Consider the following 24,865-nt stretch of genomic DNA (forward strand, 5'->3'; position numbering starts at 1 on the left):
ATAAATGGTGATGGACAATATGTTCATCACCATTTTTGTTAATGAGGAAAAAAGATGAATATAAACTTTCAGGCAATTACCGGCCACGGCAAGGACGAGAGTTTGTATATCCTTGGGATGGAACCAAAGGAGACTTTCGCTTCCAAAGCCGGCGGATCAAGATCTGTAATTACTGAACCTGTAAGTATACAGCTTGATTCAAGCATTTTCAGTAATAATGCTTATGCCTGTCAGGCCAAAAACGCTGAGAATATCAGTGAAATGGCTGAAAACACGGACGTTTTGACACAGCATAACTATATGGCTCTTTTATCAAATACCATGTCTGAGGAGGATTATGCAAAAGCTTCTCGGGATGGATTTGATATTAAAAATATGGACAGTACTGAAACTGTGACCATTCTTGATAAGATCAAGAGTGTTCTTTTGGAGTCCGGCAGAGAAATTGTAGGCTTTAACGACAATATGAGCCTCGATAAACTGGCAAGGATCACAGGCAGCATGTCTTTTGCACAGGAACTTCAAAAGAGCTTTCATGAAAATGACATCCCGGTTACATACGAAAATATAAAAGCAGCAAGCGTAGCTTACTCAGAAGTCTCTGATATACAGGGACTTGATGACGCTGCAGTTAAATATCTGGTACACAATAACATGAGAAGCAGCATTGAGAATATCTATCTTGCTTCTCACAGTACCAATGGCCAGAATGCGGCCGCAAGAGGATTCTATGCGCAGGATGCAGGTGGTTATTATGCTCAGAAAGCAGAAAACTACGATTGGGAACAGCTCGATGGGCAGATAGATAAGATAATTGAAGAGGCGGGACTTGATAAAGATAGCGAGCTGGTCAGAGAGGAAGCAAAGTGGACAATAAGACAGGGGATACCGCTTACACCTGAAACGCTTAATTGTGCACATAAGGTAAAAGAAATCTCTTTTCCTATTTCAGAAGAAACTGCCGCGAAGGCAATTGCCTCGGCGATTGCTGACGGACACAAGGCTACATCAGCAGATATTGCAGATCCAAGAAGCCTTTATTCCAAAGCAATTGATCTTAAAAATGAAACAAAAAATATAACTGATGATGGAATCAGAACAGGAATACAATCGGGAAAAGAGATAAATCTCTTTAATCTGATAAACGAGTCAGGAAAATGCGGTGCAGATCCTGCATATGCAGAGGGCTGTAACGTAGGTACCGAAGATCCGCGCTTTATCCAGGCCAGAATGCAGCTTGAAGAAGTTAGACTGCGGATGACTGTTGAAGCTAACAGACAGCTTCTTTCAAGTGGATTTTCCATAGATACAGCGCCGATGGAGCAGCTTATTGAAAAGCTTCATAATCTCCTTGGTGATCTTGCCTGCGAAACAGCAGGAGTTGCAATAGACAAGATCACTAATGTTACACCGCAGAATAAGAGCTATCTCCTGAGCGCGACAATCAGTAGTGTAAGAATTATTAGTAATGGTCCTGCCGACATTTCAGGCGCAATGCTTGGAGAGATGGATACAGCAACACTCTGGGGGATCAGCGATGCTTCCAGGAAGTTGCAGATGCGCTATCAGGAAGCTCAAAAAGGCTATGAGCCTATGATGACTGCACCCAGAGCAGACCTTGGAGATAGCATTAAAAAGGCATTTAGAAATGTGGATGAAATCCTCAAAGATATGGATCAGGAAATCAGCGAGGAGAACAGAAGGGCTGTCAGGATCCTAGGATACAACACCATGGAAATGACCAAAGAGAATTTTGAGAAGGTAAGATCCTGGGATCAGATGCTAAAGTCCACATTAGAAAGGCTTAAGCCGGGTGCTGTGCTTGATATTATCAGAGAGGGAAGAAATCCTCTTGGCATGACGATTGAGGAACTATCGGAGCACCTTGATAAAAATTTTGAGGGCGATTCTTCTGACAGGGGCGGCTCTAAGTCTGATGAGAAATATGCCAAGTTCCTATATAAGCTTGAGCACCAAAATGATATTACAGAAGCAGAGAAAGAATCCTTTATAGGAATTTACAGACTGTTCCATACGATCAAAACAGGAGACTACCAGGCGATAGGTTCTGTGCTTAAGACCGGCGGCAGAATGACACTGGGAAATCTTTTAACAGCTACTAGAACTCAGAAGTCATCAAAGCGAGGACTTGATTATGTAGTTGATGATGATTTTGGAGGCATTAGTGCATCAGATGGAACAGGGCAATTAAAAATTGATGAACAAATCAGTTCGGCCTTTAGGTTTTATCGTTCACAGGCCGATATAGTATATGAGAATCTTGAGCCCGAGAAACTTCAAAAGGCTAAGCCTGATGAGAATACTCTTTTACCAAAACTTGCGAAGGACCTGCAAGAGGCTGGGGTATCAGAGGAACTCGAAAAGGAATATGCTGGCGAAGTTGTCAGGCAGATAAGGGAGACCACGCAGGTCAAGGATGCGGATAATTCGTTTGAAGAGCTTAAGAATCTTCAGATCGAAGCAAATTTCAGTAACCTGGAAGCAATGATCTCCAATAGAAGAGACCGCAAGAACGGAACAATATGGCAGAAATCGGAAGAGCTGTTAAAAGAGATGGCCACCAAAGAGCAGAATTTGCTGGTGGACGCTCTTGGTGGGCAGAATTATGAAGACGTTTATAAGAATGCTCTTTTGAACATTTCTGATGGCTTGGAAGAACTGCTTATGGATGAGGATGACAATTATATTGACGTAAGGGCAATAAACCTCATGCAGAGACGACTTACCGTTATGAGCGCAGGCTCCGAAAGGGGCACCTTCGATGTACCTGTCGAGATTGAAGGGCAAAAGATTTCCATGCATATTACCCTAAAGAATGACGAAAGCATGGATTCACGGATGGAAGCCAGTATTCAGACTTATTCCTATGGCCTGATCACAGCCACTTTATATGAAAAGAATGGTATAGTCAGTGGAATGATCACCACGACTTATGGTCAGAGCACGGAAGAAGTAGAATATCTGGAAAGCGTTAGATCTAAAATGTGCGTTAAATTGGCTGAGAAACTAAGGGATTCTGGCGTAAGTCAGGAAAAAATAGCAATCCTTTACCATGCGCAGACACAGCCTATCTCAGTAGGAACAGCTAATGCAAATGCCACGGATGGCAATCAAAAGAATATTACAGACACTAGTACTTTACTGTCTATGGCAAAAGCATTTATAGAGGCTCTCTAAGGAGGTAGAAATGAAAATCAATTATAATGTGTCAGCGATGATCGCTAATAATGCGCTTCAGCGTAATGATACTCTTTTATCTGAATCACTGGAGAGATTATCCAGCGGTTTGAAAATCGCCAACGCCAAGGATAATCCTTCAGGTCTTGCGATGTCCAGAAGAATGAATTCACAGATTGAAGGACTCGGTGTTGCCGGTGATACCTCCAATGATGGTATTTCAATTGTTCAGGTTGCAGATGGATCTCTTTCCGAGATTCAGGAAATTCTCCAGAGAATGAATCAACTTGCGGTTCAGGCAAGTAATGGAACTCTTACAAATTCTGATAGGGAAGCAATCCAGGAGGAAGCATCTCTTTTAAAAGAAGAAATTGAAAGGATGGCTCAAACAACTCAGTTCAATGGTCAGAGTATCCTTGATGGAACCTTCGATTTAAAGGGGTATGCAACTATTGGTGATACCTTTGCAGGATCTCAGACTGATGCATCAGTCAAGGTTGTTAATTATTCGGATGTTGTAGAAGCCGGAGTTTACAAAATTACAGGAATAGACGTTTCCTACCTGCATCTTACAGGAACAACAGGTGTAGATAAACAGGGAATATTCTTTGAAAATGATAGTGACAAGGCTATTAAGATCGAGAGAGTTAATGACGATGGCACCACAACCTCATATATGAATAATGGTATGATCGCATCCGTCAATGAGGATGTATTGACTCTTCGTGACAGTACAGGAAAGAAAATTGATATCCAGATTGACAGATCGTTAAGCGATACATTATTTGTTGATCTTACCGCAAGCGGTGCAATGACAATGCAGGTTGGAGCAAACGAGGGACAGACACTCGATATCAGAATTCCTAAGGTTAATCTCACAACACTTGGCATTTATAATCTTGATATGGCGAACCCTGAAGGTGCTCTTGAAGCAATTGAGGAAGTAAAAGGGGCCCTTGCCAATATCAGCTCAATCCGAAGCAGACTGGGCTCTTATCAGAACAGACTTGAGCATACCTCCAGCAGTCTGGATATTACAGTTGAAAACATGACAGCTGCTTATTCCAGAATTATGGATGTCGATATGGCTGAGGAAATGACTGTTTATTCAACGCAGCAGGTTCTTTCCCAGGCTGGTATTTCAATGATGGCACAGGCCAATGAAAGACCTTCTCAGGTTTTACAGCTGCTTCAGTAATTGACTATGTATACGAAGGTGAGGATAGGCTATGACTCAGGAAAAAAAGCAGGAATATACACTTAAGATCACTCAGGCTAACAAGACGCAGATGATCACAATATTGTATGAGATGGTGATTGACTATATAAGCGACGCTGAGGAAGCAATGGACCTAGGAAAAAGAGATTTGACAGAACGAAACCTTCAGTATGCCCAGAGCGTGATCGATGAGCTTATCAGGTCAGTGAATCGCAGAATTGAGCTTGGCAGAATGCTTCATAAACTCTATATCTTTTTTAAGACAGAGCTGACAGCGGCAGGTGTTCATAACAGCAGAGGAAGACTTGATAAAGTAAAGCAGAATTTTAAACTGCTTCATGCAGCATACAAAGAGATTGAGGCTCTTGATGTCAGCGAGCCGACAATGGGAAATACACAGACAGTTTATGCTGGTCTTACCTATGGCAAATATAGCTTAAATGAAGACGTTACTGCTTCTTCAATGAACCGAGGCTACAGAGCTTAAGAAAATCTTAAGAATATTAATTTTACAGCTTGTATTAATAATAAATAGAGTAGAATAATACGTTATTCAAAAGAGCGGAAAGAGAAGGATACTTGAAAAAAAGCATCTGATCCCGCTCTTTTTCTGTGCTGGCATTAAATGTAAAAGTGTTCGATTCCAATCGAACAAAAAATTAATGCTAGTTCATAAACACGAAATTTGCAGGGGTTTACAAAAAAATACTATGGTGCTAAATTCTTAAATCGCGAGCTCGACAAATACTTTGAAAGGAGTGGATAAAGATTAGAGCGGTTTTGCTTTTGTTTTTGTCAGGAGCAGTCATTACTGATCTGTACAAAGACAAGATTTATAATGTTTGGGTAGTGCCTGGTCTTCTTACAGGCCTGATCGCTGCTTTGATACAAGGCGGCGGGAGATTCGCGGAAGCACTTATGGCGACTTTAACAGCATTTTTGGTATTGATGCCAATTTACTGGTTAAAAGGCATTGCTGCCGGCGACGTAAAATTATTACTATCTACAGCATCTTTTTTGTCATTTCAGGAATTATATTCCTGTATCTTATTTTCTTTCCTGATTGCAGGAGCAATTTCATTGGTGATCATCATATTTAAGAGGGAAAAGAAAACCTTGCACTTTGCGGTTCCCGTCTTTGCCAGCACTATTCTTGTCCTGGGAGGAATTGTATGAACAGATTGAAACTTGTGATTTGCGATGAAGACGAAATTTATTGCAGGAGGTTGGATGAGTTTTTAAGGAGTAACCTGGGACTTGGTTTTGATATCTTTTCTTTTACTGATTGCGACTTGATGGAAAAGTTCATAAATAAGACAAAGGCATCTCTTTTGATGATTGCAGAGAGTGCTCTTGAAGGTATTGATGAACGCAGATTATATGGTCATGTGCGGAATATGATAGTTCTTGACGAAGGCTTTGGCGGAAGCAGCATAGTAATGGATCAGGGTGGAAATGATATAAATAAAAAGTTTGTCAGTAAGTATCAGCCTGCATCGATGATCTCCAAGGAAATCGTGAGCTTTTGCGCTGATGATGCTGAAGAGTTTTCCGGCCTTGGAATAGAGGCATCTCCGGGAAAAGGCAAAGTTCTAAGTCTTTATTCACCTTTGTCGAAGTGCGGTCAGACAACGCTTGCAGTCAATATCTCTGAGAAACTGGCACAGGGCGCAAAAGTTATTTTTCTGAGCTTTGAGAGTTTTTCCACATTGCCACAGATTCTGGGGGTTACAAGTGATGAAGATATTACAGATCTCATGTACTATGCGGATCTGGAACCGGAGAAATTTGGCCTTCATCTTCAGAAAATTAAAAAGACAAAAAACGGAGTTGATTATGTCATGCCTGCCAGAACTGCGATGCAGATCAAAGAAATCGATTGTTTCAAGGTTAAGCAGCTCTACAACCTTTTGGCAAACGAATGTGGTTATGACTATATAGTAGTAGACCTCACAGAGCATCCCGGTGACTTTTTTGATATAGCAGCTCTTAGTAACAGGCTTATAACTATTACCAGACAATACAGTGCGGATCAGTATAAAATAAAGCTTTTTGAAGATCTTCTTCTTCAAGGCGAAATGGAAGAGCTCAGGGAAAAACTTGTTAAGTGCAGGGTGCCGGATATCAGAGATAGAAGCGAATATAACGACTTTATAGAAGGGCTTCTTATAAGTGAGGGAATAACAGATGGATCAGAAGCTTGAGAGCCTGAAAAGAAGCCTTCGGCAGGAGATTATAAGCTCTATTGACTATTCCAGAGACATTTCCGACGAAGAAATGTATGGACTTGTAGATCAGAGACTATCCGAAAGATTACGCCATCTGGCTGTTTCTGTTGAGGACAGAAAGCGCCTTAGAATGCAGATTTTCAATTCCATAAGGAAACTTGATGTTTTGCAGCAACTGGTGGATGATCCGCAAGTCACGGAAATCATGGTCAATGGTACTGACAATATCTTTATTGAGAAAAACGGATCTCTATCAAGATTTAACGGAAAGTTTGAGTCAGGAGAAAAACTTGAAGATGTTATCCAGCAGATAGTTGCCTCTTGCAACAGAGTTGTCAATCAGTCTCAGCCCATAGTTGATGCAAGATTATCAAACGGTAGCCGCGTAAACATTGTGCTGGATCCGGTAGCCCTTAATGGACCAATCATAACAATAAGACGATTTCCGGATAAGCCTATAGATATTGAGAGACTTATATCTTTAGGATCAATATCACCATATTTGTGCGAATACCTGGGCATTCTTGTAAAGTCAGGTTACAACATCTTTATTTCAGGTGGTACAGGCTCAGGCAAGACCACCTTTCTAAATGCATTGTCGGATTTTATCCCCAAGGATTTAAGAGTGTTGACAATAGAAGATTCTGCGGAGCTACAGATAATGGGAGTTCCCAATCTGGTACGTCTTGAAGCAAGAAATGCCAATGTGGAAGGCTGCGCGCCTATCACAATAAGAGACTTGATCAAATCATCTCTTAGAATGCGCCCGGACTGGGTTATTGTTGGGGAAGTCAGAGGCGGAGAATGCGTTGATATGTTGCAGGCTATGAATACCGGCCATATGTCAATGAGTACGGGACATGCCAACAGCGCTTACGATATGCTGTATAGACTTGAGACCATGAGCCTGATGGGGATGGGGGAACTACCGCTAACTGCTGTCAGAGGACAGATCGCTGCCGGAATTGATATCATCGTTCACCTTGGCAGACTTCGCGACAGGTCAAGAAAAGTTCTTGAAATCAGTGAGGTGGAAAAAGAGCTTGATGGGGCCGGTAGGATCAGATTAAATCCACTGTTTAGATTTGTGGAGAGCAATAATAATTCGAATGAGAAGGTTAAGGGAGAGTGGAGGAAACTAGGTGAAATTAAAAATACTGAAAAGCTTGTGGCAGCAGGCTTTGAACTTCCGTCCTCATAGGGGGGATATTATCTATCTGTTGCAGGGACTGCTAATTGCTATCATGTTTGGCCGATTGTTTTTTGACTCATGGATTGCTGTGGGGATTATTTCTCCGATAGCTATTCCATGGACTCTTATGCAGAGGAAAAATCAGAAAAATAAAAAGTGCAGACTGATTGGAATACAGTTTAAAGATGCGATTTTCTCAGTGCTTACCAGCTTAAAAGCAGGTTTTTCAATTGAGAATGCATTTATGGAAGCAAGGAGAGACATGGATCTGTTGTATGGAAAAAATAGCGATATATCTTTTTATCTGTCAAGGATCAGTAAGGGGCTTAGAAACAATGTTCCTTTAGAAAAACTGATCTTTGGTATGGGAAAAGAAACAACTAATACTGATATACAGGATTTTGCTCTTGTGTTTTCAGTTGCTAAGAGAAATGGCGGAAATATGACGGAAATCATTGATAGAACTATCAGTGTGATTTCGGGAAAGCTGGAAGTGGAAAAAGAGATTGAGGTCCTGATAAGTGCTAAAAGGCTGGAAGCCAGAATAATGAACATGGTGCCTTTTTTTATTATTTTCTATATCAGTATTACAAGTCCCGGATTCTTTGATGCGCTTTACCACAATGTTTTGGGAATATGTCTAATGGCAGTTTGTATGGTTATCTACTGCATCTCGTATTATCTTTCTGAGAAAATCGTAAATATTTCCATTTAAAAAGGGGATAAGAATGATAGTAATAGTTTATTTGATAATTCCTGCGGTTGTACTGGCCCTTGGAATAATGTCCCAAAAGACAAAGATTCCATGGGAAATAAACGAAACAGGTATTTCCAAGGTCTTTTACAGGATATCACTTTATGTTTACGGAATACTTAAGAACAGGAAAAAAATTTACAGTGCCCGGAAAGTCAGGACGCAGTTAACAACACTTAATAAAGAACAGGCGGCAGATAAACTTGAAGCTGATTACTATGCGCAAAAGATCAGTGTAGTTCTGATATTGTCTCTTTGCGGAAGCTTACTTGCAATACTGCTGCACTTTCAAACAGTCTTTGGAGGAGTGATACACGACGGGAATCTGATAGATAGAAAGGCTCCTGGAGAAGGCGCACTTGCAACAACTCTGATTGCCAATGACGAAAATGGTGACGTGCTTGGCGAGTTTAATGTGACAATAGATGAAAAGCTATACACCAAAGAGGAAGCGCAGAACTTGTTTGAAGAAGCCAGCGCAAAGCTGGAGACCACTATACTTGGACAGAATGAGTCTTTGGAGAAAGTTACTGAGAATCTTAACCTTATCAGGAAAGTTGAAGGGTATCCATTTGATATTTCATGGAAAATAGATGACCAGGATGTTTGCAAGTACGATGGAGAAATCGATTGGGACTACGTGCCGGAAAAAGGCAAAGTCATAACACTGACTGCAACCTATAAATACAACGGTAATACCTGGGAACAGGTGCTATATGCCAATGTCGTTCATAGGAAGCTTACGGCAGTAGAGATTGTTCAGAAAGAGATAAAAACACTGATTGAAAGAAGCAACAATAAGTCTCGTTATGATGATCAGATGGCGCTGCCACTTGAGTACGATAATAGCAGGATTACATGGAAGGAAAAAGAAGAAGATAACAGCATCACACTTCTTTTTATACTCCTGATAGCAGGCGCTGCCAGTTTTGTGCTCAAAGACAAAGAGCTTGCCAAGCAAATTGAGAAAAGAAACGAGGGGCTTTTAAAGGATTATCCTGGACTTGTCTCTCAAATGGTTCTATATCTTGGTGCGGGAATGACTATGAGAAATATTATCGGTAAGCTCTCTGAGAATTATGTTGCCAAACTAAAAGCTGGGCAGGAAAAGAGCTTTGCTTATGAAGAGCTTCTTAGAACCACAAGAGAACTAGCTGCAGGCAAATCAGAAAGTGATGCCTATGAGGAATTTGGCTATAGATGCGGAGGACAGCAGTATACAAGACTAAGTACGCTGCTATCTCAGAATCTTAGGAAAGGAAACAGTGAACTGCTGCGCCTGTTAAACGAAGAGGCAAGGAAGTCACAGGAAGATAGGCTGGACAGGGCAAGAAAAGCCGGAGAAGAAGCGGGAACTAAGCTTCTTTTGCCAATGATGTTAATGCTGATGATCGTAATGATAATAATCATGATCCCGGCATATATGACATTCTAAAGAAGAAAATGTAAATGCAATAAAAGACAAACACATAAGAAAAGAGGAGAAAAAATGAAGGAATTACAGAATAAAGCAAGAAGTATTGGAAACAGGATCACAGGAGGTATCAAGGCATTCTGGAATGATGAAGCCGGAATGGGAACTGTAGAGGTTATTCTGATAATCGTAGTATTGATCGGACTTGTAATTGTATTTAAGAAGCAGATTTCAGGAATTGTAGAAGATGTCTTTAAGACCATCAGGGAAGAAACTCGTGAAATCACAAATTAAAGGATATATAACAGTTTTTCTGTCATTGTCGATCATGATAATACTGTCACTGGTACTGGCTCTTTTTCAGGGAGCCAGGATCGGTGCGGTCCGCATGAAAACGGAATGTGTAGCAGATATTTCATTAAATTCCGTGTTGTCTGAGTATAGCAGAGCGCTATATGAGCAATATGGACTTCTTATGGTAGATGCTTCCTATGGAACAGGGAATCACTCTATAACAAATGTTCAGGAGCATCTTAGAAATTATGCACAGAAGAATTTTGACAGGAGCAGGGCTGGAGGCCTTATGAATGCACAGACGATGACCGCTATGTACTGCAAAGATGCAAGGATCTCAGGATATTCGGTGGCGACAGATAATAATATGGCTGTGCTGTCAAGGCAGATAATGGCTTACATGGAAGGAGAGCCCATAGGGAACCTTATGAGCAGCGTCCTTGAAAATGTAGGAAGCCTTCAGAGTGGTGAACTGGACACTATAGATGTGGATGAACTAGCCAGAGAAAACCAGGAACTTATAGATTCTTATGAGCTTCCGGTCATAGAAAAAGAGAATGGCGAAAAAGAGATAATATCCATAGGTAATCCTGCTGATGTTGTAAACTCCCAAAGAGGAATTGGTGCGCTAAATCTCGCTATTAAAGATAAGTCATCAATATCGACAGTAAGAGTGAATTTGCAGGACTATGCCTCTCACAGAGATCTTAACAGGGGAACAGGGCTTGATGAATCAGGGATAAGCGGCGGACAAAACCTGATTTTTGATCAGTACTATTATGAGAAATGTAGTAGATACGGAGCAGAATTTGAGAAATCGCTTCTTAAGTATCAGCTTGAATATTTGGCATATGGTCAGGATAGTGATTATGCAAACCTTGAGAAGATGGCCAGAACTCTGCTCTTTTGGAGGCAGGCATCGAATATGCTGTATTTATTTGGATGCGAAGCCAAGGTAAGCGAGGCTGAACTTCTGGCGAGCGCACTTTCAATAATACTGTTTTTGCCGGAATTAAAAGACCCTATCAAATATTCAATTCTTTTTGCATGGACTTTTGCTGAGTCTATATCTGATCTTCATATCCTCTTTTCGGGAGGAAGAGTTCCACTTTTTAAATCTGATTCAACATGGAAATTGAGCCTTACTAATATGTTCTCCTTTAGAGATCACTTGGGGAGTGATTGTGGGGAAGGACTTTATTATCAGGATTATCTCAGGATGAAACTGTTTTTGACTGATGCAGGGACGAAGCTAAGGAGAATGGCGGATGTAATAGAGATGGATGTAAGGCGAACGGATGGAAATAGCTCATTTAAGCTGGATTACTGCGTAGACATAATAAGGGCTGAGCTTGAAATAGGAACTAGATACGGATATGAAGCAAGTATAGAAAGGATATATGGGTATGAGAGGTAAAAGAGGCGACAGATGTCAGAAGGAGGTCGTGGATGGAATTAAGGGCACTTCCGATAAAAAAATAATAAAAGCAAGATATTTACTCCAGACAATCAGATTCCTTAAGGAAGTGTCTTTATCTGCGTCCATGACCCTTGAGGCATCTATCGCACTTCCACTCTTTATCTTTTTCTTTGTGAATATCATCGGAGCAATAGAAATTATCAGGGTTCAGTCAGAAATGGAAGGCGTTCTTCATCAGATCGGTAATGAAGTAACTATTATGGCCTACGACATCAGGGAGGGTGAGGATCTGATAGGTGTTAATAACGGCGGAGCCGCTGAGGTAGGGGCTCTTAGCGGTTATGCAATATATCAGGTAAAGAGAAGGCTTGAAGATAAACTTACCGGAAACCCTGTAATGGATGGAATAAATGGTCTTAATATGCTCTCCTCAGCGATAATGACCGGAGGGGATATAGTGGATATCGTGGTTGATTACAGGGTTCATCCGATTATTCCGCTTATTGGTTTTAAGGATTTCATGGTGGAATCAAGATATTACGGACATGCCTGGACTGGTTATGATGTAGCGGGCGGAAGTGACTTAAGTGACATTCAGGAAGAGATGGTATATGTCACAGAACATGGGGAAGTTTACCATAGGGATGTGGGCTGCAGATATCTTAAGCCAAGTGTCAAAAGTGTGACCTATTCCCAGGTTGGTTCGCTTAGAAATAAGGACAGATCCAAATATTATCCATGTGAGTATTGTGGCGGAAATGTTGCTGGAGGGAATGTTTTCATAACAGATTACGGAGAAAAGTTTCATACAAATGTAAGTTGTCCGGGACTCAAGAGAAAGATATACACAATTCCGATTTCAGAAGTAGGAGGTAGAGGCCCCTGTAGCGGGTGCGGATGAAAAAATGCAAATGATAATACAGATACTTGTGATGTTCATAATGCTAATAGCATCAATTTCAGATATTAAAAAGATGGAAATACCAGTCTTTTTGCTCGGAGGCACCGGAGTATTAGCCTTTCTGAATATGCTACTTGCCATAGTTTTCGGCTCTTTTGCAGCAGAAGATGTAATGTCGCTTATGCCTGGAGCATTGATGATTCTTATAAGCATTATTTCAAGAGGAGAACTTGGCCTTGCTGACGGCATAATGATGATGAGTTTAGGCCCGGTGTTTGGACTTGATAGAGCTGTGCTGGGATTGATGACTGCGCTGTTTTTCAGCTGCATCTACTCGATAGGAATATTAGTGCTCAAAAAGGGAAACAGGAAAACCAGACTGCCATTCATCCCTTTTTTGACAGCCGGAACGGGGGTGGCTTTTATATGCGTAAATTGCCTGGCTATATGACGGTTGAAGCCTCTTTTATAGTTCCAATGGTCATTTGTGTTTTTGCCTTGATAATATATTTTACAAATCACGTTTATGCAAGGTGCGTTCTGACTCAGGATAGCTATATTCTCGCTTTCAGAGCATCTATGGATAAAGAAACAGAGCCCTCCGCAGTAGTTGCTCAGAAGAAAAACCTTGTTGCCGGTAAAAAGTATTATGGCAACACTTATCCACAATTTGAATGCAGCACTTCAGGAAAAGAGATAGAAGTTTCCGGAAGTACAAAGACAAGACATGGTGCTATGGGGAACTATTTTTTGAAACCAAAAGGAAGTTGGATGCTGGAGGCCAGAGAGTATGCCAAGCAGAGAGATTATCCGGGGCATATAAGGACGGTCAAACGAATCAGGGATATAGGAACTAAGGAGTAATAATGGAATACAGATATTATAGAGAACTTAAACATAATTATTTGATAATCAGAAATGAGGCGCCTGAACTGGAAAAGGGTGTGCACTACCAGATCAGAATGCTTGAGAGAGGGAATCTAAAGGGATTTATCCCTTGTGATCTCAGAAATATAAATAACGAGAACTACCTTTACTACGAGATAAACTCAATGCAGAGCCTGAGGGACAGATATGCAGTAAATGGAATGAATGCAGATGAGCTTAGAAATCTATTGAGCTCTTTTAAAAATGCACTGGAAGGTCTGTCTGAATATCTGCTTGGAATGGAGAATGTAATTCTTGATGGGAAAAGCGTGTATGTTGACCTTTCAACTAACGAGTACAAATTCATGTATTGCCCGTTTAAGACAGAGCAGGCGGATTTTGGAAGCTTTGCGGATGAGCTCTTTGAGCTGGTGGACCATGATGATGAGGCAGCAGTCGAAATGATATATTCATGTTCTGAGAAAATGTCTGCTGAAAATGCACTTGTAATGGACTGCCTGGAGCAGGTGTTAAATGGAGCGGCACCGGACATAAGTAATCAGGAACAGAATCCTGTCAGGAAGACTCAAATGCAGACAGATACACAGGAACTGGAGGATTACAGCGACGACTTATATGGTGATGATTTAGATGATATTGAAGATAACGCTGCTTTAGGCGATAAAACAAAAAGAACCGGAATAGATGGGAAAATTCAGCTGATTTTTGGGCTTTTGTTCATGGGCCTGTTGTGCGCCATGATGTATATCAGAATGAATTATATACTTTCAAAGGGAGAGGACATTCTTTCTATAGTTGTGATCGTCTTGTCTATGATCACAGGACTTATAGGTATTTTAATGGGGGTAAAAGACATTACTGCCAATGGCTTTCATGGATTTAAAAAGAAAGAGAAGGAGATACTTGATGAAGTAGATAAGGACTATTTAGATTATGGAGAAGATAGTTCTTTTGCCAATGATTATATAAATGAAGAGTATTTGAACGAGGAAAGCTATGGGAATCAGGTTCACGTAACATCGGCAGCCTCATCTGCAGTGCGAAACAGGCCGCAATGCGGGGAGACAATTGTGCTGTCTGATGATGAAGATTGCGATAAAGATATTATTTTATATAGTAGAAACGCATCCAAAACAATAAGGATTGCACTTGATAAACTCCCGATTACTATTGGAAAAATGGAAGGCTGTGTAGATAAGGTGATAAATGATATTAGTGTATCAAGAATGCACTGCAGATTTATAAGAGACAGCCAGGGAAGAGTATCTGTTGTTGATCTTGGTTCTACGAACGGAACCTTCAGAAATGGCCTTAGACTTAATCCACAGGAAAAATGCTATATAGAAGAGGGAGATGAAATCAGAATCGGAAAAATATGCTTTGACTGCAGGTAAAAAACGCTGTGCATTGGCGCTCCTTAGTATTTAACAAGCCGGAATTATGGTATAATACCCTTAACTGGTTGGAGGGGGTATCCATGAAGATTAATATCTATTACGGTGGCAGAGGCATAATTGATGACCCTACGCTATACGTTATCTCGCAGATCACAGCTATTTTACAGGAATTAAATGTTAAAGTTCAGCAGTATAATCTGTATGAACAGCGAAATGGTATAACTGCGCTTCCCAATACACTTAAGGATGCAGATGGAATTATTCTGGCATCAACGGTAGAGTGGTATGGCGTTGGCGGCTATCTCATGCAGTTTTTGGATGCATGCTGGCTATATGGAGACAAAGACCATATAAAAGAAATATATATGGCACCAGTAGTTATGTCCACAACTCATGGCGAGCGCGAGGGAATGATGAGTCTGGCGGCCGCCTGGGAAATGCTTGGGGGACTTCCATGTGATGGAATGTGCGGTTATATAGCTGATACGACCAAGCTTGAGAATAGTAGCGAATATACCAAGATCATAGAGAAAAAGACAGAGAATATTTATCGTACGATCAATCAGAAAATGCCTGTTTTTCCCGCAAGCAATCAGGCAGTGATCAATAAAGTTGCAGTTGCTAAGGGCATAGATCTGACACCTCAGGAATCAGAACAATTATCAGAGTATGCTTCAGACGATAATTATGTTCGTACACAGAAAGAGGACCTTCAGGAGCTTGCGAGCATATTCAGAGATAAGATGGGACAGGATGATACTGCTGTTGGAAATGTTGACGAATATGTTAAACTACTTAACAAGAAGTTTACGCCTGTTACTGGAATCAGAGCCAAATACAAGATAACAATACAGGACAGCCCTAAGTCCAAGCCAATCATCATTGATGTGGATAACAGTAAGTGCAATTGCTATGTTGGAGACGAGGATGGATGTGATGTCATGATTTCTACAGATCAGCACATCCTTGAGGATGTCCTCGAAGGCAGGATGACATTCCAGAGAGCATTTATGGCAGGCAGTATCAAGATGAAGGGAGACTTTAAGCTTTTGAGGAGCATGGATCAGCTGTTTGATCTTATGGCTTAAGAGGGCTTAATGCGTATAAATGCCGGATAGTTCAGATTATAAGAATCAAGAATTTATAGAGAAGCAGAAAAAAATATACAAGTCATCATATGTAACGATAGCCCTTGTGATAATTAATGCTGTAATATTTGTGCTTGGAAGCATGTTTTTTCCGTTCATCTATACGATAGGGGTAATGTATACTCCCTCAGTATTACAGGATGGCGAATATCACAGGCTTGTAACAGCAATGTTTTTACATCAGGATATAAACCATTTGTTTAATAATATGATGATTCTGCTATTGGTTGGAGCAATCATAGAAAATTACCTGGGGCATGTTGCGTATGGAATAATGTATATGGCAGCAGGAATCTTTGGTAATCTGTTATCAATGGCTTATGAAGTCAGAAATGAAGTTACCTGGGTATCGCTTGGAGCAAGCGGTGCAGTGATGGGAATTGTAGGATTTCTTGTTGTGTGGCTTGTAATTAACCGCAAGAGCCTGGCACAGGATAAATCAATGCTGGTAAGACTGCTATTTCTACTACTCTTTGTGGTTGAAGCCTGTTTTTTTCAGCAAGGAGCTAACACAATTGCCCATTTAGGCGGATTTATAGCGGGTTTCATATTTGGAATAATCAATATTATCTTATTTAACAATAGAAAAGACATGGAGGGAATTGCGTGATGAGTGATTGTATTTTTTGTAAGATAGCAAATGGGGAGATACCTTCTAATACCATTTATGAGAATTCTGAGTTTAGAGTTATTCTTGATAATGGCCCTGCAACAAAAGGGCATGCACTTGTGCTCCCTAAGGCGCACTATGCAGATCTTTTTGAAATTCCGGAGGAAACAGTTGCAGGTGCTGCAAAAGTGGCAAAAGAGGTTGCTTCTAAAATCAAAGAGAAACTCGGATGCGACGGACTTAATCTTGTACAGAATAACGGACCGGTTGCAGGACAGACTGTTATGCATTTTCACCTGCATATCATTCCTAGATACAGTAATGATGGACAGCATATTCTATGGAAACCAACTCAGCCTTCAGCTGAAGAGCTTGTAGAAATCAGAAAAACAATAGTTGGAGAGTGAGGATGTTTCATGCGTGACGTTGACGTTTCAGAAGTCACAAAAGTAGTCAGACAGATGTGCATAGATGCAAACTATGAGCTGTCTGGTGATATGCAGAAAGCATTGAATGATGCCCGTGATAAAGAGGAGTCTGAGCTGGGAAGACAGATTTTTTCTCAGTTGCAGAAAAACCTTGATATTGCCAGAGAAGATCAGATTCCGATCTGTCAGGATACAGGCATGGCAGTTTTCTTTGTTAAAGTAGGTCAGGAAGTGCACTTTGTAGGTGGCAATATCACAGATGCAATTAACGAGGGAGTCAGACAGGGATATACAGAGGGATATCTCAGAAAGTCAGTAGTGGGAGATCCTCTTATCAGAAAGAATACAGGAGATAATACACCTGCAGTGATCCATTACGATATTGTCCCTGGTAACAGTATAACTATCACATGCGCACCCAAGGGCTTTGGTAGCGAGAATATGAGCCGTGTCTTCATGCTCAAGCCTGCAGACGGAGAGGACGGCGTTAAAAATGCTATAGTTCAGGCCGTTAAGGATGCAGGACCTAACGCCTGTCCACCAATGGTTATTGGTGTAGGTATTGGCGGAACATTTGAAAAATGTGCAGAGATGGCAAAGGAAGCTCTTACCAGACCTGTCGGAGAACATTCAGATATTGAGTATATCCGAAAAATGGAAGAGGAAGTTCTTGATATGATAAATGCTACAGGAATTGGTCCCGCAGGCCTTGGAGGCAGGATTACGGCGCTTGCAGTAAATATTAATACTTATGCTACTCATATAGCAGGTCTTCCTGTTGCGGTTAATATATGCTGTCATGTGAACAGACATGTGACCAGAGAAATATGATAACGTACGGAGCACTTTTTATTATGGAATTAAACATTCATGCACCACTTGATAAAGAGGTAGTCAAAAAACTTAAGATAGGCGACATGGTATATATAACCGGAACTATTTATACAGCCAGAGACGCTGCTCATAAGAGAATGGCTGAAATACTCGCCAAGGGCGGAGAATTACCTATAGATATAAAAGACAATATCATATATTATATGGGACCATCTCCGGCGAGAGAAGGAAGGCCAATCGGGTCTGCCGGTCCTACTACAGCAAGCAGGATGGATAAGTATACTCCGGATCTTTTGGATCTTGGACTTGGCGGAATGATTGGTAAGGGAAAAAGGTCGGCAGAAGTAAAGGAAGCCATAGTCAGAAATAGCTCAGTGTATTTTGCTGCTATAGGAGGAGCGGGTGCTCTTCTTTCAAAGGCTATAGTACAATCTGAAGTGGTTGCTTATGATGACTTGGGAACAGAAGCTATCAGGCGATTGAAAGTTAAAGATTTTCCGGCGATTGTTGTTATAGATTCAGAGGGCAATGATCTGTATAACAAATCACAGAGTTGAACAAAGACTATTGATCAATTGTCATTACCTTGTATGAGTGACCAATATACCAAAAAGATACAGATAAAATAATACAAACTGATTGACAAAGGCATTACACCTTTGTATAATTACACTTGCGTCTTGATTATTGCAGGCGCAAGAATTCAAACCACATATTGGTAGAGGAATTCAGGCATGGAGAAATACTCAAGTGGCTGAAGAGGCGCCCCTGCTAAGGGTGTAGACCGTTCGCGCGGTGCGCGGGTTCAAATCCCGCTTTCTCCGTTTAGCTCATAGCTCCTAAGGACAATAGTTCTTAGGAGTTTTTTTATTCGATAGGAAGATTGCCAGAGTAGAAATTCATTCGTATAAAACAACATGAAAGCAATCTGAATGATTTAAATACAACACTATAATTAGGATGAAATATCAGCTAAAGCGTCTATATCTAGTGAGTTTATAACTTTTTTAATAAATCTTAAAAAAGGTGTTGCATTTATAAAATCGCTTTGCTATAATAGCTCTTGCCCGTTGCGGAAGGGCAGTTACTTATAGAAAGAGGCTTTGACCCGGTAACTGTTTTCGAAAAGGGCAGAAACAAAATTTAAAAAGTTGTTGACAAGAACTTGAAGCTGTGTTATTCTAAATGAGTTGCAGCCGAGAGCTACAACAAAGTTCCTTGACAAATAAACAGTAATGCAACCCTGAAAAATTCCAAGAGAATTATTCAGAACAAAGAATTAGTAAATAACGGACAGAACAAAAGCCAAGCTTAGTTCTAGCCTGATCAAACTTTTAAACGTGAGAGTTCGATCCTGGCTCAGGATGAACGCTGGCGGCGTGCCTAACACATGCAAGTCGAACGGAGATATAACGCTGCAGAGACTTCGGTCAAAGCTTGTTGTATCTTAGTGGCGGACGGGTGAGTAACGCGTGGGCAACCTGCCTCATACTGGGGGATAACAGTTGGAAACGGCTGTTAATACCGCATAAGCGCACAGAGTCGCATGACTCAGTGTGAAAAACTCCGGTGGTATGAGATGGGCCCGCGTCAGATTAGCCAGTTGGCGGGGTAACGGCCCACCAAAGCAACGATCTGTAGCCGGACTGAGAGGTCGGACGGCCACATTGGGACTGAGACACGGCCCAAACTCCTACGGGAGGCAGCAGTGGGGGATATTGCACAATGGAGGAAACTCTGATGCAGCGACGCCGCGTGAGTGAAGAAGTATTTCGGTATGTAAAGCTCTATCAGCAGGGAAGAAAGGCTCGAAAGAGAGATGACGGTACCTGACTAAGAAGCCCCGGCTAACTACGTGCCAGCAGCCGCGGTAATACGTAGGGGGCAAGCGTTATCCGGATTTACTGGGTGTAAAGGGAGCGCAGACGGTCAAGCAAGTCTGAAGTGAAACCCCACGGCTCAACCGTGGGCTTGCTTTGGAAACTGTTTGACTAGAGTACTGGAGAGGTAAGCGGAATTCCTAGTGTAGCGGTGAAATGCGTAGATATTAGGAGGAACATCGGTGGCGAAGGCGGCTTACTGGACAGCAACTGACGTTGAGGCTCGAAGGCGTGGGGAGCAAACAGGATTAGATACCCTGGTAGTCCACGCGGTAAACGATGAATACTAGGTGTTGGGTGCCATAGGCATTCAGTGCCGTCGCTAACGCAGTAAGTATTCCACCTGGGGAGTACGTTCGCAAGAATGAAACTCAAAGGAATTGACGGGGACCCGCACAAGCGGTGGAGCATGTGGTTTAATTCGAAGCAACGCGAAGAACCTTACCAGATCTTGAGATCCAGATGAATAAGTGGTAATGCATTTAGTCCTTCGGGACATCTGAGACAGGTGGTGCATGGTTGTCGTCAGCTCGTGTCGTGAGATGTTGGGTTAAGTCCCGCAACGAGCGCAACCCTTGTCCATAGTAGCCAGCAGTAAGATGGGCACTCTATGGAGACTGCCAGGGATAACCTGGAGGAAGGTGGGGATGACGTCAAATCATCATGCCCCTTATGATCTGGGCCACACACGTGCTACAATGTCGTAACAAAGGGAAGCGAAGGAGCGATCCGGAGCAAATCTCAAAAATAACGACCCAGTTCGGACTGTAGGCTGCAACTCGCCTGCACGAAGCTGGAATCGCTAGTAATCGCAGATCAGCATGCTGCGGTGAATACGTTCCCGGGTCTTGTACACACCGCCCGTCACACCATGGGAGTCGGAAATGCCCGAAGCCGGTGACTTAACCGTAAGGAGAGAGCCGTCGAAGGCAGGTCGGATAACTGGGGTGAAGTCGTAACAAGGTAGCCGTAGGAGAACCTGCGGCTGGATCACCTCCTTTCTAAGGAAAAGAGAAGGAATGAAGTAGGGAGTTGTATTACTGTTTAGATGCCGAGGGCATCAAGAAATTTCCGGTGGCGATGCGCCCATGGGAAACACCCGTTCCCATCCCGAACACGACGGTTAAGACGTGGGCGGCCGAAAGTACTATACTGGCAACGGTATGGGAGGATAGGTGGCTGCCGGATCAATAAAAAAGCTTTAACAATGATCAGAGATCAGAAAGCTTTTGGTCTCTGATGACTGCTAAAGCGGTCAGAAGTTTGTACCTTGAAAACCGAATACTGAGAAATATTTTAATCCAGATATAATCTACGATTAAAAGACATCGAAAATCCAAAACAAGAAAAAATAAATCATTCTTATGAGTAACGCTATACATCATAAGAAATGAGAACTAAGATTATCGAAAGATAATGGACAGTTCCTATAAGCTGACTGAAAATGGTTAAGCTGTATAGGGCGCAGGGCGGATGCCTTGGCACCAAGAGCCGATGAAAGACGTGATAAGCTGCGAAAAGCTGCGGTTAGATGCAAATAATCCTTGATCCGCAGATATCTGAATGGGGCAACCCGGCAGAGAAGACCTCTGTCATCCTTAACTGAATCCATAGGTTAAGGAAGGGAACCCGGTGAACTGAAACATCTAAGTAGCCGGAGGAAGAGAAAACAAAAGTGATTCCGTAAGTAGCGGCGAGCGAACGCGGAAGAGCCCAAACCAGGGAGCTTGCTTCCTGGGGTTAGGACTGTAAAATCGATGGAGACTGCTAGAAGAATGGCATGGAAAGGCCAGCCAGAGAGAGTGAAAGCCTCGTATCCGAAAGCGGTCAAAGCGAGACAGTATCCAGAGTAGGACGAGACACGTGAAACCTTGTCTGAACACGCGGGGACCACCCCGTAAGGCTAAATACTACTTGGTGACCGATAGTGAAACAGTACCGTGAGGGAAAGGTGAAAAGAACCCCGGGAGGGGAGTGAAAGAGAACCTGAAACCCTGTGCCTGCAAGCTGCGAAAGCCCCATACGAGGGTGATCGCGTACTTTTTGTAGAACGGTCCGGCGAGTTATGTGGAGAGGCGAGGTTAAGTACTTAAGGTAAATAGCCGAAGGGAGACCGAGTCTGAATAGGGCGATAAGTCACTTCACATAGACCCGAAACCGGGTGATCTATCCATGGACAGGATGAAGCGGCCGTAAAAGGCTGTGGAGGTCCGAACACACATCCGTTGAAAAGGGTGGTGATGAGCTGTGGATAGGGGAGAAATTCCAATCGAACTCGGAGATAGCTGGTTCTCCCCGAAATAGCTTTAGGGCTAGCCCTGTAGCATGCCTAATGGAGGTAGAGCACTGAATATCCGCGGGGGCTTCACCGCTTACCAAAGATTATCAAACTCCGAATGCCATATAGGCTGAGCGCAGGAGTCAGACTACACGAGATAAGTTGGGTAGTCAAAAGGGAAAGAGCCCAGATCTACGGCTAAGGTCCCAAAGTGCGTGTTAAGTGGAAAAGGATGTGGGATTTCATAGACAGCTAGGATGTTGGCTCAGAAGCAGCCACACATTCAAAGAGTGCGTAATAGCTCACTAGCCGAGAGGTCCTGCGCCGAAAATTACCGGGGCTGAAACACGACACCGAAGCCTAGGGATTGGATGTATCTACGGGTACATCTGATCGGTAGGGGAGCATTCTGTACTGCATAGAAACTGTACCGAAAGGAGCAGCGGAGTGTATAGAAGAGAGAATGCCGGAATGAGTAGCGAGATGGAGGTGAGAATCCTCCAGGCCGAATATCCAAGGATTCCAGGGTAAAGCTGATCTGCCCTGGGGAAGTCGGGACCTAAGCTGAGGCCGAAGAGGCGTAGGCGATGGACAGCAGGTTGATATTCCTGCACTTATGTATATCAGAACTGTGGGGACGCAGGCAAAAGGGTCGAGCCGGGGAAGGAAGAACCGGTCCCGCAAGGGGGAACGAAAATAAGTAGAGAAGCGACAGATATGACTGCCAAGAAAAGCCACTATAGCGTATACATAACCCGTACCGTAAACCGACACAGGTGGATGAGGAGAGAATCCTAAGGCCGACGGGAGAAGCATTGTTAAGGAACTCGGCAAAATGTCCCCGTAACTTCGGGATAAGGGGAGCCTGAGAAATCAGGCCGCAGAGAAGAGGCTCAAGCAACTGTTTAGCAAAAACACAGGTCTATGCGAAACCGAAAGGTGAGGTATATGGGCTGACGCCTGCCCGGTGCTGGAAGGTTAAGAGGAGAGGTTAGAGCAATCGAAGCTTTGAATTTAAGCCCCAGTAAACGGCGGCCGTAACTATAACGGTCCTAAGGTAGCGAAATTCCTTGTCGGGTAAGTTCCGACCCGCACGAAAGGCGTAATGATTTGAGCACTGTCTCGGCAATGCACCCGGTGAAATTGAAGTACCAGTGAAGATGCTGGTTACCCGCGCCAGGACGGAAAGACCCCATGGAGCTTTACTCCAGGTTGATACTGGGGTCCGGTACCATATGTACAGGATAGGTGGGAGACTATGAAGCAGTGACGTCAGTTGCTGCGGAGTCGCTGTTGGGATACCACCCTTATGATGCTGGGCTTCTAACCAAGGATCTTGAAACAGGTCCGGGGACAATGTCTGCCGGGGAGTTTGACTGGGGCGGTCGCCTCCGAAAGGGTATCGGAGGCGCTCAAAGGTTCCTTCAGAATGGACGGAAACCATTCGAAGAGTGTAAAGGCATAAGGGAGCCTGACTGTGACACCGACGGGTGGAACAGATACGAAAGTAGGACTTAGTGATCCGGTGGTATGAAAGTGGGATTGCCATCGCTCAACGGATAAAAGCTACCCTGGGGATAACAGGCTTATCACTCCCAAGAGTTCACATCGACGGAGTGGTTTGGCACCTCGATGTCGGCTCATCGCATCCTGGGGCTGTAGCAGGTCCCAAGGGTTGGGCTGTTCGCCCATTAAAGCGGTACGCGAGCTGGGTTCAGAACGTCGTGAGACAGTTCGGTCCCTATCCGGCGCGGGCGTAGGATATCTGAGAGGAGCTGTCCTTAGTACGAGAGGACCGGGATGGACGGACCGCTGGTGTATCAGCTGCATCGCCAGATGCATAAGGCTGGGTAGCCACGTCCGGAAGGGATAAACGCTGAAGGCATCTAAGCGTGAAGCCCCCCTCAAGATGAGATATCCCTGCTTCGGCAGTAAGACCCCTTAGAGAGTATGAGGTTAGATAGGCACAAGGTGTAAGCATGGTAACGTGTTCAGCTGATGTGTACTAATAGGTCGAGGGCTTATCCAAAGAAGGTTAGGAACAAGAAAGAGGTTAGGATTTAGATTATCAGTGTTCGGTTTTGAAGGTACAAATACTTCATAAATGGCCCGGTGGCTCAGCTGGTTAGAGCGCCGCCCTGTCACGGCGGAGGTCAGGGGTTCGAACCCCCTTCGGGTCGCTTAACTTCATAATTTTGGCTATTTTGTTTGTACGGGGTCTTAGCTCAGCTGGGAGAGCATCTGCCTTACAAGCAGAGGGTCACAGGTTCGAGCCCTGTAGGCCCCACTCAAAAACAAAAACACAATTCGTGTGTAAGCCGATGTGGCTCAATTGGCAGAGCAGCTGATTTGTAATCAGCAGGTTAACGGTTCGAGTCCGCTCATCGGCTCTATATGGATGGCTTCCCGAGTGGCCAAAGGGGACAGACTGTAAATCTGCTGCAAATTGCTTCGGTGGTTCGAATCCACCGCCATCCATTTATTTTTTTGTCTTAGACAAAGAAAATTAACATACAATTCGTACGAGGTGCGGATTTATAATGACGCGGGGTGGAGCAGTCTGGAAGCTCGTCGGGCTCATAACCCGAAGGTCATAGGTTCAAATCCTGTCCCCGCTACTATATGCCTAGATAGCTCAGTTGGTAGAGCAGAGGACTGAAAATCCTCGTGTCGTTGGTTCGATTCCGACTCTAGGCATCTTTTTTATTTTCTAAATTCTTTTTTCCCTTTTTATTGATAAAAATAATTCTTAATCCTCTTTTTTCAGGTTTTTTATCCTTTT

General features: G+C 43.0%; 19 protein-coding genes, 7 tRNA genes and 3 rRNA genes. All 29 read left to right on the plus strand.

The window, feature by feature from the left end; genetic code table 11:
• Positions 1-54 precede the first annotated feature (54 nt).
• The 29 genes from BPR_RS00315 (at position 55) to BPR_RS00455 (ending at position 24,780) form a co-directional block, all read left to right on the plus strand.
• On the plus strand, positions 55-3,198 hold the full coding sequence (locus tag BPR_RS00315) for a DUF6240 domain-containing protein (protein ID WP_013279472.1): 3,144 nt from the start codon (positions 55-57) through the stop codon (positions 3,196-3,198).
• 10 nt (positions 3,199-3,208) lie between these two features.
• The gene (locus BPR_RS00320) at positions 3,209-4,396 is read left to right on the plus strand and encodes a flagellin N-terminal helical domain-containing protein (protein ID WP_013279473.1); all 1,188 of its coding nucleotides are present in this window, start codon (positions 3,209-3,211) and stop codon (positions 4,394-4,396) included.
• Positions 4,397-4,427: 31 nt separating this feature from the next.
• Complete coding sequence (locus BPR_RS00325; protein ID WP_013279474.1) at positions 4,428-4,904, plus strand: flagellar export chaperone FliS; 477 nt, start codon at positions 4,428-4,430, stop codon at positions 4,902-4,904.
• A 293-nt stretch (positions 4,905-5,197) separates the two neighbouring features.
• On the plus strand, positions 5,198-5,593 hold the full coding sequence (locus tag BPR_RS19370) for a prepilin peptidase (protein ID WP_013279475.1): 396 nt from the start codon (positions 5,198-5,200) through the stop codon (positions 5,591-5,593).
• Positions 5,590-6,621 carry a P-loop NTPase family protein gene (locus BPR_RS00335; protein ID WP_013279476.1) on the plus strand — a complete coding sequence of 344 codons (1,032 nt, stop codon included), beginning with the start codon at positions 5,590-5,592 and terminating at the stop codon, positions 6,619-6,621. The genes BPR_RS19370 and BPR_RS00335 overlap by 4 nt, the downstream gene beginning before the upstream one ends.
• Positions 6,605-7,846: a CpaF family protein gene (locus BPR_RS00340; protein ID WP_013279477.1), complete on the plus strand. Its 1,242-nt coding sequence runs from the start codon at positions 6,605-6,607 to the stop codon at positions 7,844-7,846. The genes BPR_RS00335 and BPR_RS00340 overlap by 17 nt, the downstream gene beginning before the upstream one ends.
• The gene (locus tag BPR_RS00345) at positions 7,788-8,552 is read left to right on the plus strand and encodes a type II secretion system F family protein (protein ID WP_013279478.1); all 765 of its coding nucleotides are present in this window, start codon (positions 7,788-7,790) and stop codon (positions 8,550-8,552) included. The genes BPR_RS00340 and BPR_RS00345 overlap by 59 nt, the downstream gene beginning before the upstream one ends.
• Before the next feature lie 13 nt (positions 8,553-8,565).
• A complete protein-coding gene (locus tag BPR_RS00350; protein ID WP_013279479.1) occupies positions 8,566-10,026 on the plus strand; it encodes a type II secretion system F family protein in 1,461 nt (486 codons plus the stop codon).
• Positions 10,027-10,080: 54 nt separating this feature from the next.
• On the plus strand, positions 10,081-10,299 hold the full coding sequence (locus BPR_RS21425) for a Flp1 family type IVb pilin (protein WP_013279480.1): 219 nt from the start codon (positions 10,081-10,083) through the stop codon (positions 10,297-10,299).
• Entirely contained in the window at positions 10,283-11,716 is a 1,434-nt protein-coding gene (locus BPR_RS00360; RefSeq protein ID WP_042256268.1) for a DUF5702 domain-containing protein, read from the plus strand. The genes BPR_RS21425 and BPR_RS00360 overlap by 17 nt, the downstream gene beginning before the upstream one ends.
• Positions 11,706-12,620 carry a hypothetical protein gene (locus BPR_RS19375; protein WP_052301771.1) on the plus strand — a complete coding sequence of 305 codons (915 nt, stop codon included), beginning with the start codon at positions 11,706-11,708 and terminating at the stop codon, positions 12,618-12,620. Before BPR_RS00360 ends, BPR_RS19375 begins: the two co-directional genes overlap by 11 nt.
• A 10-nt stretch (positions 12,621-12,630) precedes the next feature.
• Positions 12,631-13,071 (plus strand): A24 family peptidase, encoded by a 441-nt coding sequence (locus BPR_RS19380; protein ID WP_207636479.1) that lies wholly within the window; start codon positions 12,631-12,633, stop codon positions 13,069-13,071.
• Positions 13,047-13,484 (plus strand): pilus assembly protein, encoded by a 438-nt coding sequence (locus BPR_RS00375; protein ID WP_143754239.1) that lies wholly within the window; start codon positions 13,047-13,049, stop codon positions 13,482-13,484. Before BPR_RS19380 ends, BPR_RS00375 begins: the two co-directional genes overlap by 25 nt.
• A 2-nt stretch (positions 13,485-13,486) precedes the next feature.
• Positions 13,487-14,902, plus strand: coding sequence for a DUF6382 domain-containing protein (locus BPR_RS00380; RefSeq protein WP_013279485.1), 1,416 nt, complete (start codon positions 13,487-13,489; stop codon positions 14,900-14,902).
• A gap of 83 nt (positions 14,903-14,985) precedes the next feature.
• A complete protein-coding gene (locus BPR_RS00385; protein ID WP_026663010.1) occupies positions 14,986-15,993 on the plus strand; it encodes an SCP2 sterol-binding domain-containing protein in 1,008 nt (335 codons plus the stop codon).
• A gap of 19 nt (positions 15,994-16,012) precedes the next feature.
• Positions 16,013-16,663: a rhomboid family intramembrane serine protease gene (locus tag BPR_RS00390; RefSeq protein ID WP_013279487.1), complete on the plus strand. Its 651-nt coding sequence runs from the start codon at positions 16,013-16,015 to the stop codon at positions 16,661-16,663.
• Complete coding sequence (locus tag BPR_RS00395; RefSeq protein ID WP_013279488.1) at positions 16,663-17,070, plus strand: HIT family protein; 408 nt, start codon at positions 16,663-16,665, stop codon at positions 17,068-17,070. The genes BPR_RS00390 and BPR_RS00395 overlap by 1 nt, the downstream gene beginning before the upstream one ends.
• A gap of 9 nt (positions 17,071-17,079) precedes the next feature.
• The gene (locus BPR_RS00400; protein ID WP_013279489.1) at positions 17,080-17,922 is read left to right on the plus strand and encodes a fumarate hydratase; all 843 of its coding nucleotides are present in this window, start codon (positions 17,080-17,082) and stop codon (positions 17,920-17,922) included.
• Between the two features lie 23 nt (positions 17,923-17,945).
• On the plus strand, positions 17,946-18,482 hold the full coding sequence (locus BPR_RS00405; protein ID WP_042257227.1) for a Fe-S-containing hydro-lyase: 537 nt from the start codon (positions 17,946-17,948) through the stop codon (positions 18,480-18,482).
• A 179-nt stretch (positions 18,483-18,661) separates the two neighbouring features.
• Positions 18,662-18,749 (plus strand) — tRNA-Ser (locus BPR_RS00410).
• 512 nt (positions 18,750-19,261) lie between these two features.
• Positions 19,262-20,806 (plus strand): 16S ribosomal RNA (locus BPR_RS00415).
• A 69-nt stretch (positions 20,807-20,875) separates the two neighbouring features.
• A 5S ribosomal RNA gene (gene rrf, locus BPR_RS00420) occupies positions 20,876-20,993 on the plus strand.
• Between the two features lie 258 nt (positions 20,994-21,251).
• Positions 21,252-24,112: ribosomal RNA gene (locus BPR_RS00425) — 23S ribosomal RNA — on the plus strand.
• The 16S, 23S and 5S rRNA genes sit together here with 6 tRNA genes alongside, the layout of an rRNA operon.
• Positions 24,113-24,189: 77 nt before the next feature.
• A tRNA-Asp gene (locus BPR_RS00430) sits at positions 24,190-24,263 on the plus strand.
• 34 nt (positions 24,264-24,297) lie between these two features.
• Positions 24,298-24,370, plus strand: a tRNA-Val gene (locus tag BPR_RS00435).
• Between the two features lie 30 nt (positions 24,371-24,400).
• Positions 24,401-24,473 (plus strand) — tRNA-Thr (locus tag BPR_RS00440).
• Positions 24,474-24,479: 6 nt separating this feature from the next.
• Positions 24,480-24,561, plus strand: a tRNA-Tyr gene (locus BPR_RS00445).
• Between the two features lie 66 nt (positions 24,562-24,627).
• Positions 24,628-24,701, plus strand: a tRNA-Met gene (locus tag BPR_RS00450).
• Between the two features lie 6 nt (positions 24,702-24,707).
• Positions 24,708-24,780, plus strand: a tRNA-Phe gene (locus BPR_RS00455).
• Positions 24,781-24,865: the final 85 nt, after the last annotated feature.

The sequence above is a fragment of the Butyrivibrio proteoclasticus B316 genome, from assembly GCF_000145035.1.
In the GTDB taxonomy this organism is placed as follows: domain Bacteria; phylum Bacillota; class Clostridia; order Lachnospirales; family Lachnospiraceae; genus Butyrivibrio; species Butyrivibrio proteoclasticus.

Bases quoted from the DNA above. Each gene is read 5' to 3' on its own strand.
- BPR_RS00315 (WP_013279472.1), top strand. From the start codon at position 55: ATGAATATAAACTTTCAGGCAATTACCGGCCACGGCAAGGACGAGAGT.
- BPR_RS00335 (WP_013279476.1), top strand. From the start codon at position 5,590: ATGAACAGATTGAAACTTGTGATTTGCGATGAAGACGAAATTTATTGC.
- BPR_RS00350 (WP_013279479.1), top strand. From the start codon at position 8,566: ATGATAGTAATAGTTTATTTGATAATTCCTGCGGTTGTACTGGCCCTT.
- BPR_RS19375 (WP_052301771.1), top strand. From the start codon at position 11,706: ATGAGAGGTAAAAGAGGCGACAGATGTCAGAAGGAGGTCGTGGATGGA.
- BPR_RS00390 (WP_013279487.1), top strand. From the start codon at position 16,013: ATGCCGGATAGTTCAGATTATAAGAATCAAGAATTTATAGAGAAGCAG.
- BPR_RS00380 (WP_013279485.1), top strand. From the start codon at position 13,487: ATGGAATACAGATATTATAGAGAACTTAAACATAATTATTTGATAATC.
- BPR_RS00320 (WP_013279473.1), top strand. From the start codon at position 3,209: ATGAAAATCAATTATAATGTGTCAGCGATGATCGCTAATAATGCGCTT.
- BPR_RS00375 (WP_143754239.1), top strand. From the start codon at position 13,047: ATGCGTAAATTGCCTGGCTATATGACGGTTGAAGCCTCTTTTATAGTT.
- BPR_RS21425 (WP_013279480.1), top strand. From the start codon at position 10,081: ATGAAGGAATTACAGAATAAAGCAAGAAGTATTGGAAACAGGATCACA.
- BPR_RS19380 (WP_207636479.1), top strand. From the start codon at position 12,631: ATGATAATACAGATACTTGTGATGTTCATAATGCTAATAGCATCAATT.
- BPR_RS00400 (WP_013279489.1), top strand. From the start codon at position 17,080: ATGCGTGACGTTGACGTTTCAGAAGTCACAAAAGTAGTCAGACAGATG.
- BPR_RS00325 (WP_013279474.1), top strand. From the start codon at position 4,428: ATGACTCAGGAAAAAAAGCAGGAATATACACTTAAGATCACTCAGGCT.
- BPR_RS00395 (WP_013279488.1), top strand. From the start codon at position 16,663: ATGAGTGATTGTATTTTTTGTAAGATAGCAAATGGGGAGATACCTTCT.
- BPR_RS00340 (WP_013279477.1), top strand. From the start codon at position 6,605: ATGGATCAGAAGCTTGAGAGCCTGAAAAGAAGCCTTCGGCAGGAGATT.
- BPR_RS00385 (WP_026663010.1), top strand. From the start codon at position 14,986: ATGAAGATTAATATCTATTACGGTGGCAGAGGCATAATTGATGACCCT.
- BPR_RS00405 (WP_042257227.1), top strand. From the start codon at position 17,946: ATGGAATTAAACATTCATGCACCACTTGATAAAGAGGTAGTCAAAAAA.